Annotated in this window: 14 protein-coding genes; 2 read left to right on the forward strand and 12 right to left on the reverse strand. The window is 62.1% G+C overall.

The genetic code is table 11. The features are described 5' to 3' along the window. Positions 1-30: 30 nt before the first annotated feature. The 11 genes from C4N23_RS04105 to C4N23_RS04155 all read right to left on the reverse strand — a co-directional run bounded on the left by C4N23_RS04105 (position 31) and on the right by C4N23_RS04155 (position 13,947). A complete protein-coding gene (locus tag C4N23_RS04105; protein ID WP_112144241.1) occupies positions 31-876 on the reverse strand; it encodes an HAD family hydrolase in 846 nt (281 codons plus the stop codon). 9 nt (positions 877-885) lie between these two features. Continuing rightward, complete coding sequence (locus tag C4N23_RS04110) at positions 886-1,686, reverse strand: hypothetical protein (protein ID WP_112144243.1); 801 nt, start codon at positions 1,684-1,686, stop codon at positions 886-888. Between the two features lie 68 nt (positions 1,687-1,754). Then, complete coding sequence (locus C4N23_RS04115) at positions 1,755-2,807, reverse strand: hypothetical protein (protein ID WP_112144245.1); 1,053 nt, start codon at positions 2,805-2,807, stop codon at positions 1,755-1,757. 20 nt (positions 2,808-2,827) lie between these two features. After that, positions 2,828-4,894, reverse strand: a complete 2,067-nt coding sequence (ftsH, locus tag C4N23_RS04120; protein WP_112144247.1) for an ATP-dependent zinc metalloprotease FtsH — start codon at positions 4,892-4,894, stop codon at positions 2,828-2,830. Positions 4,895-4,986: 92 nt separating this feature from the next. Continuing rightward, the gene (gene hpt, locus C4N23_RS04125; protein ID WP_112144249.1) at positions 4,987-5,535 is read right to left on the reverse strand and encodes a hypoxanthine phosphoribosyltransferase; all 549 of its coding nucleotides are present in this window, start codon (positions 5,533-5,535) and stop codon (positions 4,987-4,989) included. After that, positions 5,532-6,974 carry a tRNA lysidine(34) synthetase TilS gene (gene tilS / locus C4N23_RS04130; RefSeq protein WP_242983718.1) on the reverse strand — a complete coding sequence of 481 codons (1,443 nt, stop codon included), beginning with the start codon at positions 6,972-6,974 and terminating at the stop codon, positions 5,532-5,534. The genes hpt and tilS overlap by 4 nt, the downstream gene beginning before the upstream one ends. A gap of 11 nt (positions 6,975-6,985) precedes the next feature. Continuing rightward, complete coding sequence (dnaB, locus tag C4N23_RS04135) at positions 6,986-8,383, reverse strand: replicative DNA helicase (RefSeq protein ID WP_055189331.1); 1,398 nt, start codon at positions 8,381-8,383, stop codon at positions 6,986-6,988. 69 nt (positions 8,384-8,452) lie between these two features. Beyond that, a complete protein-coding gene (gene rplI, locus C4N23_RS04140) occupies positions 8,453-8,908 on the reverse strand; it encodes a 50S ribosomal protein L9 (RefSeq protein ID WP_097839283.1) in 456 nt (151 codons plus the stop codon). Positions 8,909-8,987: 79 nt separating this feature from the next. Beyond that, positions 8,988-10,091, reverse strand: a complete 1,104-nt coding sequence (gene glf, locus C4N23_RS04145) for a UDP-galactopyranose mutase (protein ID WP_112144254.1) — start codon at positions 10,089-10,091, stop codon at positions 8,988-8,990. Positions 10,092-10,109: 18 nt separating this feature from the next. Continuing rightward, positions 10,110-12,098 (reverse strand): DHH family phosphoesterase, encoded by a 1,989-nt coding sequence (locus C4N23_RS04150; protein WP_242983719.1) that lies wholly within the window; start codon positions 12,096-12,098, stop codon positions 10,110-10,112. A gap of 46 nt (positions 12,099-12,144) precedes the next feature. Further along, positions 12,145-13,947 (reverse strand): ribonuclease J, encoded by a 1,803-nt coding sequence (locus C4N23_RS04155; RefSeq protein ID WP_112144256.1) that lies wholly within the window; start codon positions 13,945-13,947, stop codon positions 12,145-12,147. Between the two features lie 397 nt (positions 13,948-14,344). Between C4N23_RS04155 and rnhA the strand changes: the two genes are divergently transcribed. Further along, positions 14,345-14,809 carry a ribonuclease HI gene (gene rnhA / locus C4N23_RS04165; RefSeq protein ID WP_112144260.1) on the forward strand — a complete coding sequence of 155 codons (465 nt, stop codon included), beginning with the start codon at positions 14,345-14,347 and terminating at the stop codon, positions 14,807-14,809. Next, positions 14,806-15,330 (forward strand): adenine nucleotide alpha hydrolase family protein, encoded by a 525-nt coding sequence (locus C4N23_RS04170; RefSeq protein WP_112144262.1) that lies wholly within the window; start codon positions 14,806-14,808, stop codon positions 15,328-15,330. Before rnhA ends, C4N23_RS04170 begins: the two co-directional genes overlap by 4 nt. Before the next feature lie 72 nt (positions 15,331-15,402). On the opposite strand, the gene mgsA is transcribed toward C4N23_RS04170, so the two are convergent. Continuing rightward, positions 15,403-15,810 (reverse strand): methylglyoxal synthase, encoded by a 408-nt coding sequence (mgsA, locus tag C4N23_RS04175; RefSeq protein ID WP_055189341.1) that lies wholly within the window; start codon positions 15,808-15,810, stop codon positions 15,403-15,405. Positions 15,811-15,968: the final 158 nt, after the last annotated feature.

Raw genomic sequence — 15,968 nt, forward strand, 5'->3', positions numbered from 1 at the left:
CTCCATTTTTTGTTTCTCGGATCTTGTTCTTCAGATCAACCCCAGCTCCGCGAATTCCTTGGCGACACCGTCCTCGGAGACGGCGGGGCAGATGCGGTCGCAGCACTGTTTCAGGTGGTCGGAGCCGTTGGCCATGCAGACGCTGATGCCCACAACGTCGGTCATCTGCAGGTCGTTGTCGCTGTCGCCGAAGCCGATGGTGTCGGCTAGCGAACAGCCGAGGAAGCTGCAGATGGCCTTGATGCCGGTGCCCTTATCGAACTTGCGGTTGATGAGCTCGCCGTTCACGATGCCGCCGCCCTCGTCGCCGAGGCGGGATTCGCAGAAGACGAACTGGCTCTCGTACTGCCGCTTGACCTCGGTAAGGCACTCCTCGTTCGGCGCAATGAAGACGATTTTATACACCGGTTCGCCGTGGTACTTCTCGATGGGGCAGATGGTCATGCCGAACTCCATCATTTTGCGCCAGCGCTCGGCCTCACTGTTGACCTTGCCCGGCGTTTTGGGGAAGAGGTTGGCGAACCGCTCGATCATCTTGATGCCGCCGTAGGTCTCGTCCCGCACTTCCAGCGTACATTCGGCCCCGGCGCGTTCCAGCGCGGCTCGCAAGCCGCTGACCTGTTCCGGCTCCATGGGGATATCCACCAAGATCTTCCCATCGCAGCCCACATAGCCGCCCGCTGAGCAGACAAAGCCATCGAAACCGTAATGGAAGAGCGGCTGGGTCATCCGCAGGTTCCGCCCGGTGCAGAGGAAGACCTTGTGGCCGTTGGCGCGGGCGCGATGGATGGCGTCCACCGCGCTTTCCGGGACGATCATTTCGCCCGGCGGCAGCAACGTGCCGTCAATATCCAGAAAAATCAGTTTTTGCTTCATTGTTTTTCCTCAGCCTTTCATCCCAAACCAGCGCAGCAGCAGCCCCACGGCCAGCAGCACCGCCAGCAAGCCCAGCACCGCGTAATTGGTGCGGGGCTTTTTTGTGCGCTTGCCGCTCCCCTTGCGGCGGCTGTTGGCGTCCTTGCGGCCCGCGCCGCCGGTGTTCCGCCGTCCATTCGAAGCGCTGCGGCTCCGGCTCGTGCTGCCGGAACCAGAAGTTTTGCGCTGCCCCTCGCTGCGGGGTCTCGCGCTGCGCGGGGCAGCCTTCTGCCCTTCCGGTGCCGCGCTTGCAAGGGGCTTTTTCGCGCCGCAGCGGTCCAGAAAGTCTTCGGCCATCCGGTAATACTGCTCCAGCTCCGTGGTGCGCAGAGCTGTGCCCGCGTAGCCCTCTTCCAGCGCCTCCACGGCCTCGTTGAAGAGGATGGCCGCCTGTGTCCCGGCGGTGCGGTCCGAGGCGTGAGCAGCCTCGTTGCGGGCCGTGCGCACGGCGTTGCACGCGCGGCGGGCCGCGCCGGGGTGCTCGGTGTTGCCCAGCAGGTCCAGCGGGCGGGCGGCGTCCTTTTCCGGGTCCAGCAGCACCCGCATACAGAGGGTAGTGTCCAGCTGGGACCAGCTTGTTTTGCCCGAAAGGTCAGGCATCCGCTCGTAATATTCCGGGCTCTCCTGCTGGCGCTGGGCGATATGCTCCAGCAGCGCATTCAGGCTGTGGGCACCGGGCTTTTTCTCCCAGTGCCAGCGCAGCAGCTTGCGGCTGATCTCATCGCAGGTCGTTTTGATTTCAAAAGCCGCCTGTAAGGTTTCGTCTGGCATTCTTTTTACTCCTTTATCAAAAAAGCATCTGCACTTACATGTTGCAGATGCTCTTTAGCGGGTTTCCCTTACATCATAAACTGATAGTACACAAAGCCCCACAGTGCGATGGCGGCGCAGACGATGGCCGTCAGCGGCGGGACCCAGCGGATGAGCGTTTCGGCCACGCTGTCGCGGGCGTCGTTCGGTTCATCCTCCTCGTAGTCCTCCGGTTCGGCGGGGCGCACCGGCTCCTTCCGGGTGGAGGGGATGACGCGGGTGCCCTCGTCGTCGGCTGCGCGATCCAACACCGGCTCAAAGGAGGCGGGCTTTTCCAGCTTCGGGGTGGGCATCACACGGGTAGCCTCCGCCTCCGGCTCGGCCTTGAAGCTGCTGACCACGCGGGTCGGCTCTTCCTGCACGGGGGCAGCGGGCCGCACGGGCGCGGCGGGCGGCACCGGGTCTGCCCCGATGACACGGGTGCGCTCGTCCGCTTCGCTCTGGGCCGGGCACACCGGTTCAGCCGCCGGGGCAGGTTCCTTCTTTTCCGGCTGCAGCAGGGTGTTCAGCGCGTTCTGCAGCAGGATGCGGTCGCAGCCGCACTCGCTGCAGTAAACGGTGTCCTCCTCCTTCGGGTGGAAGGAGCCACAGGCGCAGTACCAGCCGTTCTCGAAGACCTGCGGCATATACTTCATGCCCTGCCGGTTCATCCGGGCTTCCAGCGCCTTCTGCAGTTCGGGACTCAGGCGGCGCGGGGCGGGCAGCCGGACCCGCTTGATGGCGTCCAGATGCACGACCTTTTTGCCGCTGTATACGTTTTTCAAGGACACATCCACGCTGGTGATGGCCTTCTGGGTCACGAACACTGCATCGTCCATGCCGAAGCTTTCGCCGGGCTTGACCTCGATATCGCGGTACTCGAACTGATCCTCACAGAGGATGACGCCATCCACGCCCTTGCACTTGAAGTGGATCTCCAGTGCGGTCAAGGTCACACGGGAAATGTTCTTGAAGGTCAGGCAGACCGCGTGGTCGCCGCTGACCTCGCCCTTGAGCAGCTCCACGCAGACGAACTGCACCGGGCTGCCGGGAGTGTAGTAATTCGCCCGCGTCCGGGCGACCGGATCAAAATTTTCCTCCACAACACTCGCTCCCTTCGTGGTTATTCATTGCCTTCTGGCTTCTCCGGAGCGTCCTGCTCCGGTTGAAACACTTCGCCCAGCGTCGCATCCTCGGCCTTTTCCGCAGCTTCCGCCTGTTCTGCGGGTTCTGCCGTTTCCACCGGGGCTGCGGGCTCGGCCTTGGGCTGCTCGTCGCCGTCACGGGGGGGCAGGGTGCCGCCCGCCATCACGGTATTGAACTCCTGCTCGTTGAGCTTTTCGCGCTCCATCAGAGCCTTGGCCAGCGCATGCAGCTGGTCGATGTGCTCCGTCAGGGTGCGGCGGCAGGTCTCGTACGCCTCGTCGATGATATCCCGCATCTCGCTGTCGATCTCGGCAGCGGTGGTCTCGCTGTAGCCCTTGCCCTGACCGAAATCGCGGCCAAGGAAGGTCTCCTCCTGCGAGGTGCCGTAGACCACGGGGCCCAGCCGCTCGGAGAAGCCGTACTTGGTGATCATCTGGCGGGCGATGTTGGTGGCTTGCTGCAGGTCGTTGGAGGCGCCGGTGGAGATATCCTCCAAGATCAGCTGCTCGGCCACACGGCCGCCCAAGCTGGACACGATGTCCTCGAACATCTCGCCCTTGGTCACATAGCTGCGATCTTTTTCCGGCAGATACATGGTGTATCCGCCCGCCTGACCGCGGGGGATGATGGTGATCTCATGCACGCGGGGGTGGTGCTTGCAGTAGAAGCCCGCCACGGCGTGACCGGCCTCGTGGTAGGCCGTGAGCTTTTTCTCTTCGGGGGTCACCACACGGCTCTTCTTTTCGGGGCCGGCCATGACCTTCATGGATGCTTCCTCGATGTCCTCCATCGTGATGGCCTTGCGGCTGCGGCGGGCAGCCAGCAGGGCGGCCTCGTTCACAAGGTTTTCAAGGTCTGCACCCGCAAAACCGGCGGTGCGCTGGGCAATGACCTTCAGCGACACATCCGGGGCGAGGGGCTTGTTCTTGGTGTGGACCTTCAGGATCTCCTCGCGGCCCTTGACGTCCGGCAGACCGACATAGACCTGACGGTCGAAGCGGCCGGGGCGGAGCAGGGCCTTATCGAGGATGTCGGCACGGTTGGTTGCCGCCATGACGATGACGCCGTCGTTGGCCTCAAAGCCGTCCATCTCAACGAGGAGCTGGTTCAGGGTCTGCTCCCGTTCATCGTGGCCGCCGCCGAGGCCGGCACCGCGCTGGCGGCCCACCGCGTCGATCTCATCAATGAAGATGATGCAGGGCATGGTCTTTTTGGCTTTGTCGAAGAGGTCGCGCACACGGGAGGCGCCGACACCCACGTACATTTCCACGAAATCCGAGCCGGAGATGGAGTAGAAGGGCACGCCCGCCTCACCGGCACAGGCGCGGGCCAGCAGGGTCTTACCGGTACCCGGAGGGCCCACCAGCAGAACGCCGTGGGGGATGCGGGCACCGAGGGAGTTGAACTTGTCCGGGCTCTTGAGGAACTCGACGACTTCCTTCAGCTCTTCCTTCTCCTCGTCCTCACCGGCCACATCGGCGAAGGTGGCGGTCTTCTTGTTCTCGTGCTCGTCCTTGACCTTGGCTTTGCCGACATTCATGATGCCGCCGCCACCGGCACCGCCCCGCATCATGGAGAAGAGCAAAAAGCCGGTGCACCCCAGCATACCGAGGTAGAACAGGATCTCCATCCAAGGGATCGATTCCTTGAGGGTGGTGTAGTCGTAGGTCATCGGGGCGTCGGGGTTGACCGCGTCGTAGGACGCGATATACTGATCCACGTTCTCGATGAAGACGTAGGCGTAGGGCAGCTTATAACGGACGGTCACGGTGCCGTCGTCGTTCTTCACCGCGCCGACCGAGGCCGACGAGGAAGTGGAGAACATACCGCTGAGCAAGCCGCCAGTGGCCTGTGCGGTGCTGGCCGCCGAGGTATCCGGCAGGGCGAGGTCGCCCTCTTTCAGCGTCAGGGTGATGATGCTGGTATTCCGGTCAAGGGTGAAATCCGTGACCTGATTGTGTTCAAAGTAGTGCACCACAGTGGAGTAGCTCATGGTCGAGCCGCTGGTGCTGCTGTCACTGGTGCCCAGCACCGACCAGATCATCAGCACTGCCGCAAGGGCCAGCGCGAGGATCAGGGGGTTAAAGCGAGGTCGTTTCGGTTGCAAAAGGGATCAACTCCAGTTCTGTTTCTTACTTATTTTTCGTAGACAGCGGGCTTGAGCACGCCGACATAAGGCAGATTGCGGTATTTTTCGTCGTAGTCCAGACCATAGCCCACCACGAACTCGTCCGGCACTTGGAAGCCCTCGTAATCGGGCTGGATGTCGGCCTTGCGGCGGCTGGGCTTGTCGAGGATGGTGCAGATCTTGACAGACTTCGGGTTGCGCATCTTGAGCATCGGCACCAGATTGGACAGGGTGATGCCGGTATCGAGGATGTCCTCCACGATCAGCACATCTTTGCCGGTGAGGTCGCCGTCGAGGTCCTTGATGATCTTGACGAGGCCGCTGGAGGTGGTGTTGCTGCCGCCGTAGCTGGACACCACCATGAAGTCGATGCTGCACGGAATGCTCACGGCACGCATCAGGTCGGCCATAAAGACCACCGAACCCTTCAGGATGGAAACGAGGACGAGGTTCCTGCCCTCATAGTCTTTGCTGATCTGGGCACCCAGCTCAGCCACCTTGGCCTTCAGCTGTTCCTCGCTGACCAGAACCTTCTCGATATCATCGTGCATGCTCATTGTTCTTCCTCCATTTTTTGCGCTTCCATCTGCAAGACAACTTCGCTGTCCGCCGTGGGAGCCAGCCCGTCGGCGAACCCTGCACCGCAGACCCACACGACCTCGCTCCCCGCCGCAAGCAGCGGCAGACGATCCCGTTCTTCGGGCGGGATGCCCGTTTCATTCATCCATTTGCGCAGCTCCTTGCGCACGCCCCGCCCCGCCGGGCAGAAGGTATCCCCCGGCCTGCGGTGCCGCAATACGAGCGCAGAATATAACATTGTTATTTTAGCATAATCCGCCTGATTTTTTAAGTCTTTTTTATGAACACCCTGTGTTTTTTCTGGAAAACCGCCCGGAATCCGCCGGGTTTCCAGCATCCAGCCGCCCGGAAGCCGGAGTTCCAGCGCTTTTTCAGGCGAAAACGGAAGGGGCAGCGCGGTCACACCGGCCTCCGGCAGAGGGTCTTTTTCCACTGCTTCCTCCACCCAGAGTACGCCGCCGCCCGCCCAGAAGCGGACCGCTTCGGTCAGTTGGACGGCCCCGCTCCCCTGCTCTACAAGGGTGCAGAGCAGCCGGACATACTTTTCCTCGGCGTCCCGCACCGGGCTCACCAAGCGGTGCAGCGCCGCTTCCAAGAGCAGCGGGTCCGCCTCTTGGAGGGGTCCCAGCGCCCAGACAGGTTCTTCTTTTTGCATTGCGTACACTGCCCCCGCCGGGAGCCGTTGGGGCAGCAGGGCCTCGGCGTCCTCCAGCAGGACCTCCGCCTTTTGGGCGAAGTAGGCGTCCGCACGGGCGGCCTTTTCGCAGAAGCGGGCAAGATTTTCCTCGGCGGCGGCGTTGGCGCTCCGCAGCGCCGGGAGGGCCCCATGGCGCAGCCGGTTCCGGGCGTAGGCGTCGGAGTCGTTGGTCTCGTCCTCCACCCAGCGCTGGCCGCAGCCGGTGCAGAAGCGTTCTGTCTCCCCGCGGGTCAGGCACAGCAGCGGGTGGCAAAAACCCTCCCGCTTTGGCCGGATGCCCGCCGCGCCGTGGAGCCCGGTGCCCCGCGCCAGCCGGAACAGCAGCGTTTCCGCTTGGTCAGTAGCAGTATGGGCGGCAGCAACGGTGGTTATCCCTTCGGCGTGCAGGGCGTCAAAACAGGCGCAGCGCAGTTTCCGGGCCCAGTCCTCCCCGGCGTGGGGCGGCACGGCAAAGCCGACGTCCGCCGGGTGAAACACCCGCAGCGGCACGCCCAGCCGCCCGCACTCCCCCCGGACGAAGGCTTCGTCCCGGTCGGCGGACGCGCCCCGCAGCCCGTGGTTCACATGGCACGCCGTCAACTGATAACCGAACTCCGGCTGCAATTCCAGCAAAATGCGCAGCAGCGCCATGCTGTCGGCCCCGCCGGAGACGGCGGCGCAGAGCTTCTGCCCCGGATCAAATAGCTCGTTTTCCTGCGCAAAGGTGCGAACTTTTTTCAAAATTTGTTTCATCAGCGTTTAAAATCCACATCCATGAAGCGGGTATGGGCGCCATCCCAGCCCAGCGGCACCGTGCTGGTCTCGCCGTGGCGGTTCTTCGCCACGATGCACTCGGCGGTGTCAGCGTCCACCTCGCCGCCGTCGGGGTTCTGGCTGGCGTAGTAGGAATCGCGGTAGAGGAACAGGACGCAGTCGGCGTCCTGCTCGATGGAGCCGGAGTCACGCAGGTCGGACAACTGGGGCCGGTGGGAGGAGTTGTTGCCCTGCTTTTCCACGGCACGGGAGAGCTGGGAAAGGGCGATGATGGGCACATTCATTTCCTTGGCCATGATCTTGAGGTTTCGGGTAATGGAGCTGATCTCCTGCACGCGGTTCTCGCTGCGCTGGCCGGTGGTCATCAACTGCAAGTAGTCGATGACGATGAGGCCCACATTTGGGCGGGTGGGGTCCTGATTGACCCGGCGGATCTTCGCCTTCATCTCGGTGATGGTGATACCGGAAGTGTCGTCCATATAGATGGGCGCATCGTGGAGCTTCTCGGTGGCGAGGGCCAGATACTCCCAGTCCTCAGCGCGGAGGGCACCGGTGCGGAACGCTTGGCTGTCGATGCCCGCCTCAGCGGACAGAATGCGGTTGGTCAACTGCTCCTTGGTCATTTCGAGGCTGAAGATCGCCACAGGCACCTTCTGCTGCATGGCCACGCGGGTGGCGATGTTCAGTGCAAAGCTGGTTTTGCCCATGCCGGGACGGGCGGCCAGAATGATGAGGTCGCCGCGGCCAAGGCCGGTGAGGACGGTGTCCAGCAGCCGGAAGCCGGTGGGGATGCCCTTGTACTTGTCGGCGTCGGGGCCGCTGATCTTCTGCAAATTGGTCAGCGTTTCCACCATGCTGGAAGAAAGGGGCGTCAGAGCGCTGGAATCCCGGCCGGAGCGGATCTCATAAATGCGCTGCTCGGCGTTTTCCAGCAAAAGGTCGGCGTCCGGTTCGTCCCCCGCGTCCTGCAAAATATCCTTTGCTACCCCCATGAGCTGCCGCACCAGATATTTTTCGTTCACGATCTGGGCATAGGCCTTGACGTTGGAGATGCTGGGCACCGTCTCGGCAAGGCCGGTCAGGTAGACCTTGGCCTCGTCCGCGCTGGGGAAAACGCCGTCGGAGATGACGGCGTCCAGCAGGGTGACGAAGTCGATGGTCTGGTCGCTGGTGAACAGGCGCAGCATTTCGGAGTAGATCTGCGCGTTCTGGCGGGTGTAGAACATCTCCGGGCGGATGATCTCCACCAGATCGGTCAGGACGTCGGGCTTGAGCAGCACCGCGCCCAGAACGCTCTGCTCCGCCTGCATGTTGTAGGGCAGGTTGATGCCCACACTTTCGAGATTCAGTTCGTTGTAATGTCGTTCGTTCGGCATGATATCGTTTTCCTCTTAAAACCCAAAAAGCGCCCCCTGCCTTGAGGGGGCGCTGACAGGCAGCCAGAATCAGGCCTGTTCGACTTCCACCATGATCTTGAAGGAAGCCACGACGCCGACATGCAGACGCACCTTGGCGTTGAACACGCCCGCGTCCTTGATGTCCTTGGTCTCCAGCTCGATCTTCTTCTTGTCGATGGGAGCACCAGCCAGCTGAGCCAGCGCCTCGGCGACTTCCTTGCCGGTGACCTTGCCGTGCAGACGGCCGGATGCGCCGCCCTTGGCCTTGATGGTCACGGTCTTGCCGTTGATCTTTGCGGCCAGCGTCTGCGCAGCAGCCACATTCTCGGCCTCATGGAAATCCGCAGCAGCCTCCTTGCCGCGTGCGATATTCACCGCGCTGGCGTCGGCCACAGCGGCCAGCTTGCGCGGGAACAGAAAGTTGCGGGCGTAGCCGTCGGAGACCTCGTGGATCTCGTCCTTCTTGCCAATGCCCTTGACGTCCTGCTTCAGAATCACTTTCATGATAGTATCCCTCACTTCTCACCGGAAATCCGGTGCAGTTTATGGTTTTAGTATACAGCAATTAAGCGCTTCCGTCAACTTACGCCAGTTCCTTTTCCGCCACGGACAGAGCCACCTCGATGACCTTATCCATGTCGTAGTACTTGTACTCGCCCAGACGGCCGCCGAAGATGACCCCCGGTTCGGCGTCGGCCAGCTTCTTGTACTCGGCGTAGAGGGCACCGTTCTTCTCGTCATTGACGGGATAATACGGCTCGTCGCCCTTCTTCCACTCGGCGCTGTACTCCCGGCTGATGACCGTCTTGGGCTGGGTGCCGAACTCGAAGTGCTTGTGCTCGATGATGCGGGTGTAGGGGGTCTCGGCGTCGGTGTAGTTCACGACGGCGTTGCCCTGATAGTTGTCGGTGTCGAGGACTTCCGTCTCGAACCGGACGCTGCGGTACTGCAAAGCCCCCAGCTTGTAGCCGAAATAGGCGTCCACCGGGCCGGTGTAAACGACCTTGTCGGCCAGTTTGTCCAGCTGCTCCTTCTCGGCCAGATAGTCCACATTCAGGCGGACTTCCACGCCGTCCAGCATCTTTTCCACCATGGCGGTGTAGCCGCCGTTGGGGATGCCCTGATAGAGGGCGTTGAAGTAGTTGTTGTCGTAGGTAAAGCGGACGGGCAGACGCTTGATGATGAAGGCGGGCAGCTCGGTGCAGGGGCGGCCCCACTGCTTGCCGGTGTAGCCCTTGACCAGCTTCTCGTAGATGTCGGTGCCCACAAGGCTGATGGCCTGTTCTTCGAGGTTTTTCGGCTCCGTGATGCCGGCTTCGGCCTTCTGCTGCTCGATCTTTGCCTTGGCTTCGGCCGGGGTGACCACGCCCCACATCTTGTTGAAAGTGTTCATGTTGAAGGGCATGTTGTAGATCTCGCCGTGGTAGTTGGCCACCGGGCTGTTGGTGTAGCGGTTGAACTCCGCGAACTGGCTCACATACTGCCACACCGCCTTGTTGTTGGTGTGGAAAATGTGGGCACCGTAGCGGTGGACATTGATGCCCTCCACCGGCTCCGTGTAGATGTTACCCGCGATGTGATCTCGTTTATCGATGACGAGGCAGCGCTTGCCCGCCTTCTTGGCCTCGTGGGCAAACACTGCGCCGTACAGACCGGCACCGACGATCAGGTAATCATACTGTTTCATATCAGCGTTCCTCGCTTTTTATTTTTTGGTTTCTGTATCCGGCACACTCTTTTTCTGCGCCGCGCGGTATTGGTCGATGGCGGTCTGGATGCGTGCCCGCGCCGCCTCCGGGGTGATGTGCTTGAGCTGAGCCGCCGCCATGGTCTGATGGCCGCCGCCGCCCAAGGATTCCATAATGACCTGCACATTCACAGCCCCCAGACTGCGGGCCGAGATGTTCACGCCGCCGCCCACCTGAACGGCCACGAAGCTGGCATCCACGCCCTGAATGGTCAGCAGGTCGTTGGCGGCCTGTGCCACGGCCACGCGGGCTTCGGGGGCAACTTCGCCGCTCACCGAGATGGCGCAGCTCTTGTACATCTGGGCAGCTTCCACCAGCGCGGCCTTGGTGTTGTACTCCACCATGGTCACATCGAAGAGCTGGCGGACCCGCTCGGTCTCCGCGCCGTAGCGGCGGAGGGCCGCCGCGGCTTCAAAGGTGCGCACACCGGTGTGCAGGGTGAAGTCGCGGGTGTCCAGCATGATGCCGGAGAGAAGGCCCTCGGCCTCCACCCGGTTGGGCTTGTCGTCGCGGGTGCCCACGTATTGCAGCAGCTCCGTGACCAGCTCACTGGCCGAGGAGGAATAGGGCTCGTGGCAGACCAGCGCCGCGTCCTCGATATAGCCCACGCCCTTGCGGTGGTGGTCGATGACGGCGATCTTGCCGCATTTTTCTAGGATCTCCTTGCTCTCCACAAGGCCGGTCTGGTATGTATCGACCACGATGCAGAGCGTCTTTTTCGAGATGATGGGCAAAGCGCCCTTGGGGTCGATGAAGTCATCCTCCTGCCCCGCTTTCACAAGGGCATCGATGAGGCTGCCCGCCAGCGTCGCATCCCGGCGGACCGCGATGACGGCGGGGACATCACAGATCTTGCAGATGCGCAGCACGCCCTCCGCCGCGCCGATGGCGTCGAGGTCGCTCATCCGGTGGCCCATGATGACCACATGGTCGGCCTCCTTGATGAGTTTGACCAGTTGATCGGCCACGATGCGGCTGCGGACCTTGCTCCGCTTTTCAACACCGTGGCTGACGCCGCCGTAGAAGGTAAAGCCGTCCGGGGTCATCTCGGCGGCTTGGTCGCCGCCGCGCCCCTGCGCCATATCCAGCGCCTGAACGGCCATGTCCTGCGCTTCCCGCAGGGTCTTTGCCCCGCGGCCGATGCCGATGGAGATGGAGAGGTTCACGCTGGGGTCGAGGGCGCGGATCTTATCCAGCACATCGTAGCCGCGCTTGGCATACTGCTCCAGATGGCGCTCTTCCACCACGGCGATATACCGGCCGCTGGCCACTCGGCGCAGAAAGCCGCTGCCCCGGCCGATCATCTCTTCCAGCACCCGGTTGATGCCCTCCAAAAGGCGGGCACGCTCGCTGTCCAGCATATCGCTGAAAACGTCGTCGTAGCCGTCCACGAGGAAGACCATATAGCCGGGGCGGCTGGCCTTGTATTCAGCCTCCACCCGGCGCAGCGCAGTCTCCTCGTTGAAGACCAGCAGGGTCACGCTCTCGCTTTGGCCCGGCACGGTGGAGCTGTGGACGCTCCACACCCCGTCCGCCAAGTTGAGCTGCTGGCCGGTCTTTTCCCGGCAGAGCTGGAGGTCCAGCCCCGGCAGCAGCTTCTGCGCCCGGCTGGCCAAGCGATCCTCGCCGCCCAGCAGCCGCTGGCGGAATTCGGCGTTGTACCACAGCACCGTCTCGCCGGAGAGCACCGCCGCCGGCTGGGACAGGGATTCAAGGCTGTATTGGGTCTTGGAGTTCTCGAAGCTTCCGCCCGCCACCCAGCGTGCCAGCCAGTTGCGCAGCCGGCAGCGGAACACCCACATACCGATGCCCCACAGCACCACCAGCACAGCCAGCACCGGCCAGCATGCCGGGCGGTAAACCAGCAGCACCAAGGTCAGCAAGGCGCAGAGGACGGCCAGCGCACCGGTCAGCATTTCAAGAGTCCATCTCGGTTTTTGTTTCATCAAATTTTCTGCCTCCTGATCTGCCGCCGCGCTCCGGCGGCCTTTGTCAGACCTCCATCAGAATGGGGAGGATCATCGGGCTGCGCTTGGTGCGGCGGTAGATATAGCTGCTCAGCGCCTCGCGCACACGGGTCTTGACGCTGTTCCAGTCGCGGACGTGTTCGTCCACGCAGCGGTCCAGCGCGTTTTCGACGATGCTCTGGGCACCGTCCATCAGGCTCTCGTTCTCCCGCACATAGACGAAGCCGCGGCTGACGAGGTCCGGCCCTGCCAGCACCTTGCCGGTCTTGCTGTCCACGGTGGCGACGATGATGACCAGACCATCCTCGGACAGGTGCTTGCGGTCCCGCAGGACCACATTGCCCACATCGCCGACACCGAGGCCGTCCACCATGACGGCACCGGCGGTGACCGGCTCGCCCAGCTTGATCTCATCCTTGGTCAGGATGACGTTGGAGCCGTTCTCCGCAATGAGGATGTTGCTGGTGGGGATGCCGAGGCTGGCGGCGGTCAAAGCGTGCTTTTTCAACTGCTTGTACTCGCCGTGCACCGGCAGGAAATACTTGGGTCTGGTCAGGGTGAGCATCAGCTTCTGCTCTTCCTGACAGGCGTGGCCCGAAACGTGGACGTCGTACATGCTCTCGTAGATGACTTCCGCGCCCAGCAGCAGCAGACCGTTGACGATCTTGGTCACGCTCTTCTCGTTGCCGGGGATGGGGTTGGCGGAGATGATGATGAAGTCACCGGGGCCCACGCGGACCTGACGGTGGCTGCAGGATGCCATGCGGGAGAGGGCGCTCAGCGGCTCGCCCTGACTGCCGGTGGTGATGAGGACCACCTGCTCCGGCGGGTACTGGTTCAGCTCTTCCACGCTGATGAGGGTGCCCTCCGGGATGTGCATATAGCCCAGCTCCTGCGCCATGGCCGTGTTGTTGACCATGCTGCGGCCGCTGAAGGCCACCTTGCGGCCATCCTCCACCGCCAGATCAATGATCTGCTGGACACGGTAGATGTTGGACGCAAAGGTCGCGATGATGATCCGCTTGTTCCGGGCGCGGGCAAACAGGTTCCGCACACCGGCGGCCACCTTCTGCTCGGTGGCGGTAAAGCCGGGGCGCTCCGCATTGGTGGAGTCGCTCAGCAGGGCCAGCACGCCCTTCTGGCCGTACTCGGAAAGGGTGGTCAGATCGGTGACGCCGCAGGCCAGCGGGGTATAATCGATCTTGAAGTCGCCGGTCTGGATGATGGTGCCGGCGGGGCTGTCGATGGCAAAGGCCACCGAATCCGGGATGGAGTGGTTCACATGGATGGGTTCCACGGTGAAGCAGCCCAGCTTGATCTTCTGCTTCGGGGTGATCTCCACGAACTTGGTCTTGCCCGCAAGGCCGAACTCTTCCAGCTTGTTCCGGATCAGGCCGCAGGTCAGGCGGGTGCCGTAGATGGGCAGGTCGAACTTCTGCAGCAGATAGGGGATGCTGCCGATGTGGTCCTCATGGCCGTGGGTGATGAGCAGACCCTTGATCTTATCCTTATTCTGCACCACGAAGGCGAAGTCCGGGATGACCAGATCCACGCCGTACATGTCGCTGTCCGGGAAGACAAGGCCGCAGTCCACGATGATCATATCGCCGCAGCACTCGTAAACGGTCATGTTCTTGCCCACTTCACCGAGGCCGCCCAGCGGGTAGATGTGGATGGGCACAGCGGCCTCCTTGGGCTGCTGAGGGCGGCGGGGACGCCGCTGATAATAAGGCCGGCGGGTGCGGGGCCGCTTTTCGCCGGTGGATTCGCTCGCGTTGTTGTTTCTGCTCTGAGCCATTGCCTGACTCTGTTCTTTTGCCTGTGCCATTCGTACCTCCAAAAAATCAATCACAAAACGCAGGCACGCCCATTTTTCCGGGCGGCCTGTCCTGTTGAAGAAGCGGGCTAGCTCAGCCGCCTCCATCGAAACCATCGTATAGAATTCAGCATTCCAGCGTGTTTTTCACACTGCCGGGTCGGTGCTGCAAAGCCTTGTGCAGCCAGTCAGTCCATCTGTTCGATGCGACCGCGGCGCGGCTGTGCAGCCACCTGAGCGCACCCCTCCGGCGCGCCCCTATACGCATTTTGTTACAAACAGTATAGTATTTCTCACCCTTTTTGTCAATTCCAAGGTTGGGCTGTGCCGGGCCGAATTATGCGTGTCCCTCTTGACAGAAACGGAAAAACAGTTCTAAATAGAGGTATCACACATTCAGGAGAAGCCCATGAAACAAGTTGAAGTTTATACCGACGGCGCATGCAGCGGCAACCCCGGCCCCGGCGGCTGGGGCGCGGTGCTGCGCTACCGCTTTCACGGCAAGGTCTACGAAAAGGAGCTTTCCGGCGGGGACGATTCCACCACCAACAACCGCATGGAGCTGACGGCCTTCATCGAAGCGCTGCGCCAGCTCAAGGAGCCCTGCGAAGTCCGCCTTTGCTCGGACAGCCAGTATGTCATCAACGGGCTGGAGAAGGGCTGGGCGAAAGGGTGGAAGCGCCGGGGCTGGAAAAAATCCGATGGCTCCCCTGCCCTGAACCCCGACCTGTGGGAACAGGCGCTGGAGCAGGAAGCCCGCCACAAGATCACCTACGTCTGGGTCAAGGGCCACGCCGGCCACCCGGAGAATGAGCGCTGCGACCAACTGGCCGTGGCCCAGAGCCAAGCACACGGAGGGAGACAAGGACGATGAGCGACACATTTTTGCCCGGAAACGGGTTCGATACCTACGAAGAGCAGGATAAAGTCTTGGTGGGCCTCGGCAGTGGCAGAGGCTGCCGGGCAGCGGTCCGCATTTTGCAGCAGCAGGGGTTCGCCGTCGCGGGCGCAGTGGTCCGCCTTTCCGCCGAGGACGACACCGTTGCCGCCGCGAAGGAGGCCGCCAAGGCCCTCGGCATCCAGTGCATCACCCTGAACGCCTCCGAGCTGGCAAGCCATCTGGCCGAGGAGGCTGTCCCCTCCGACCTGCGCTTCCCCGCCCTGCTGGCGGCGGCAGACCGGCTGGGCATCCAGTACATCGCCACCGGCCACCACGCGCGGGTGGAGACGGATGCAGAGGGCGTGAGCCGCATCTGCCCCGCCGCCGACCCGGCCAGCGACGAGAGCGCCGCGCTTGCCGCTCTGCCGCAGGAGACGCTGGCCCGGCTGATCTTACCGCTGGGCGAGTTTTCCCCCGAAGAACTGGACGATCTGGCAGAAGAGCTCAAGTTCTGAGTTCTGCACTTCCCTGAACGACGCAAAAGAGGCCCTGAACCGTTTGGTTCAGAGCCTCTTATTTTTTATCTCTCAGCCATTCTGGGGATGGACGATATCGCGCCAATCGAGGTCGCCGCGCTCCAAGCCGTGAATGAGCACTTCGGCGGTGGCGATGTTGGTGGCCAGCGGGATGTTGTGGACATCGCACAGGCGCAGCAGGGTCATTTCGTTGGGTTCACTGGGCTTGGCGTTGATGGGGTCGCGGAAGAACAGCAGCAGATCGACCTCGTTGCAGGCGATGCGGGACGCGATCTGCTGGTCGCCGCCCTGAACGCCCGCGAGGAAGCGCTGGACCTGTAAGCCCGTCGCCTCCGCGATCATCTTGCCGGTCGTACCGGTGGCCACCAATTTATGCTGGCTCAAAATCCGGCAGTACGCCGTACAGAACTGTACCATCAGCTCTTTTTTGGAGTCATGCGCAATCAGTGCAATCGTCATCGGTCAACCTCTCCTTTGCTTTCCCCTGTGCCGGGCCCAATTTCCTTGCATATATCATAGTATCACAATTCCTTGTTTTTTACAACAGGTTTTTGGACAAAAACCATGGTTTTTTCGGGATATTCTCCAATTTCCCCTGAAAGATGCGAATTATCGTC

Origin of the sequence: Faecalibacterium hattorii, from assembly GCF_003287455.1 — a bacterium.
Lineage (GTDB): Bacteria > Bacillota > Clostridia > Oscillospirales > Ruminococcaceae > Faecalibacterium > Faecalibacterium hattorii.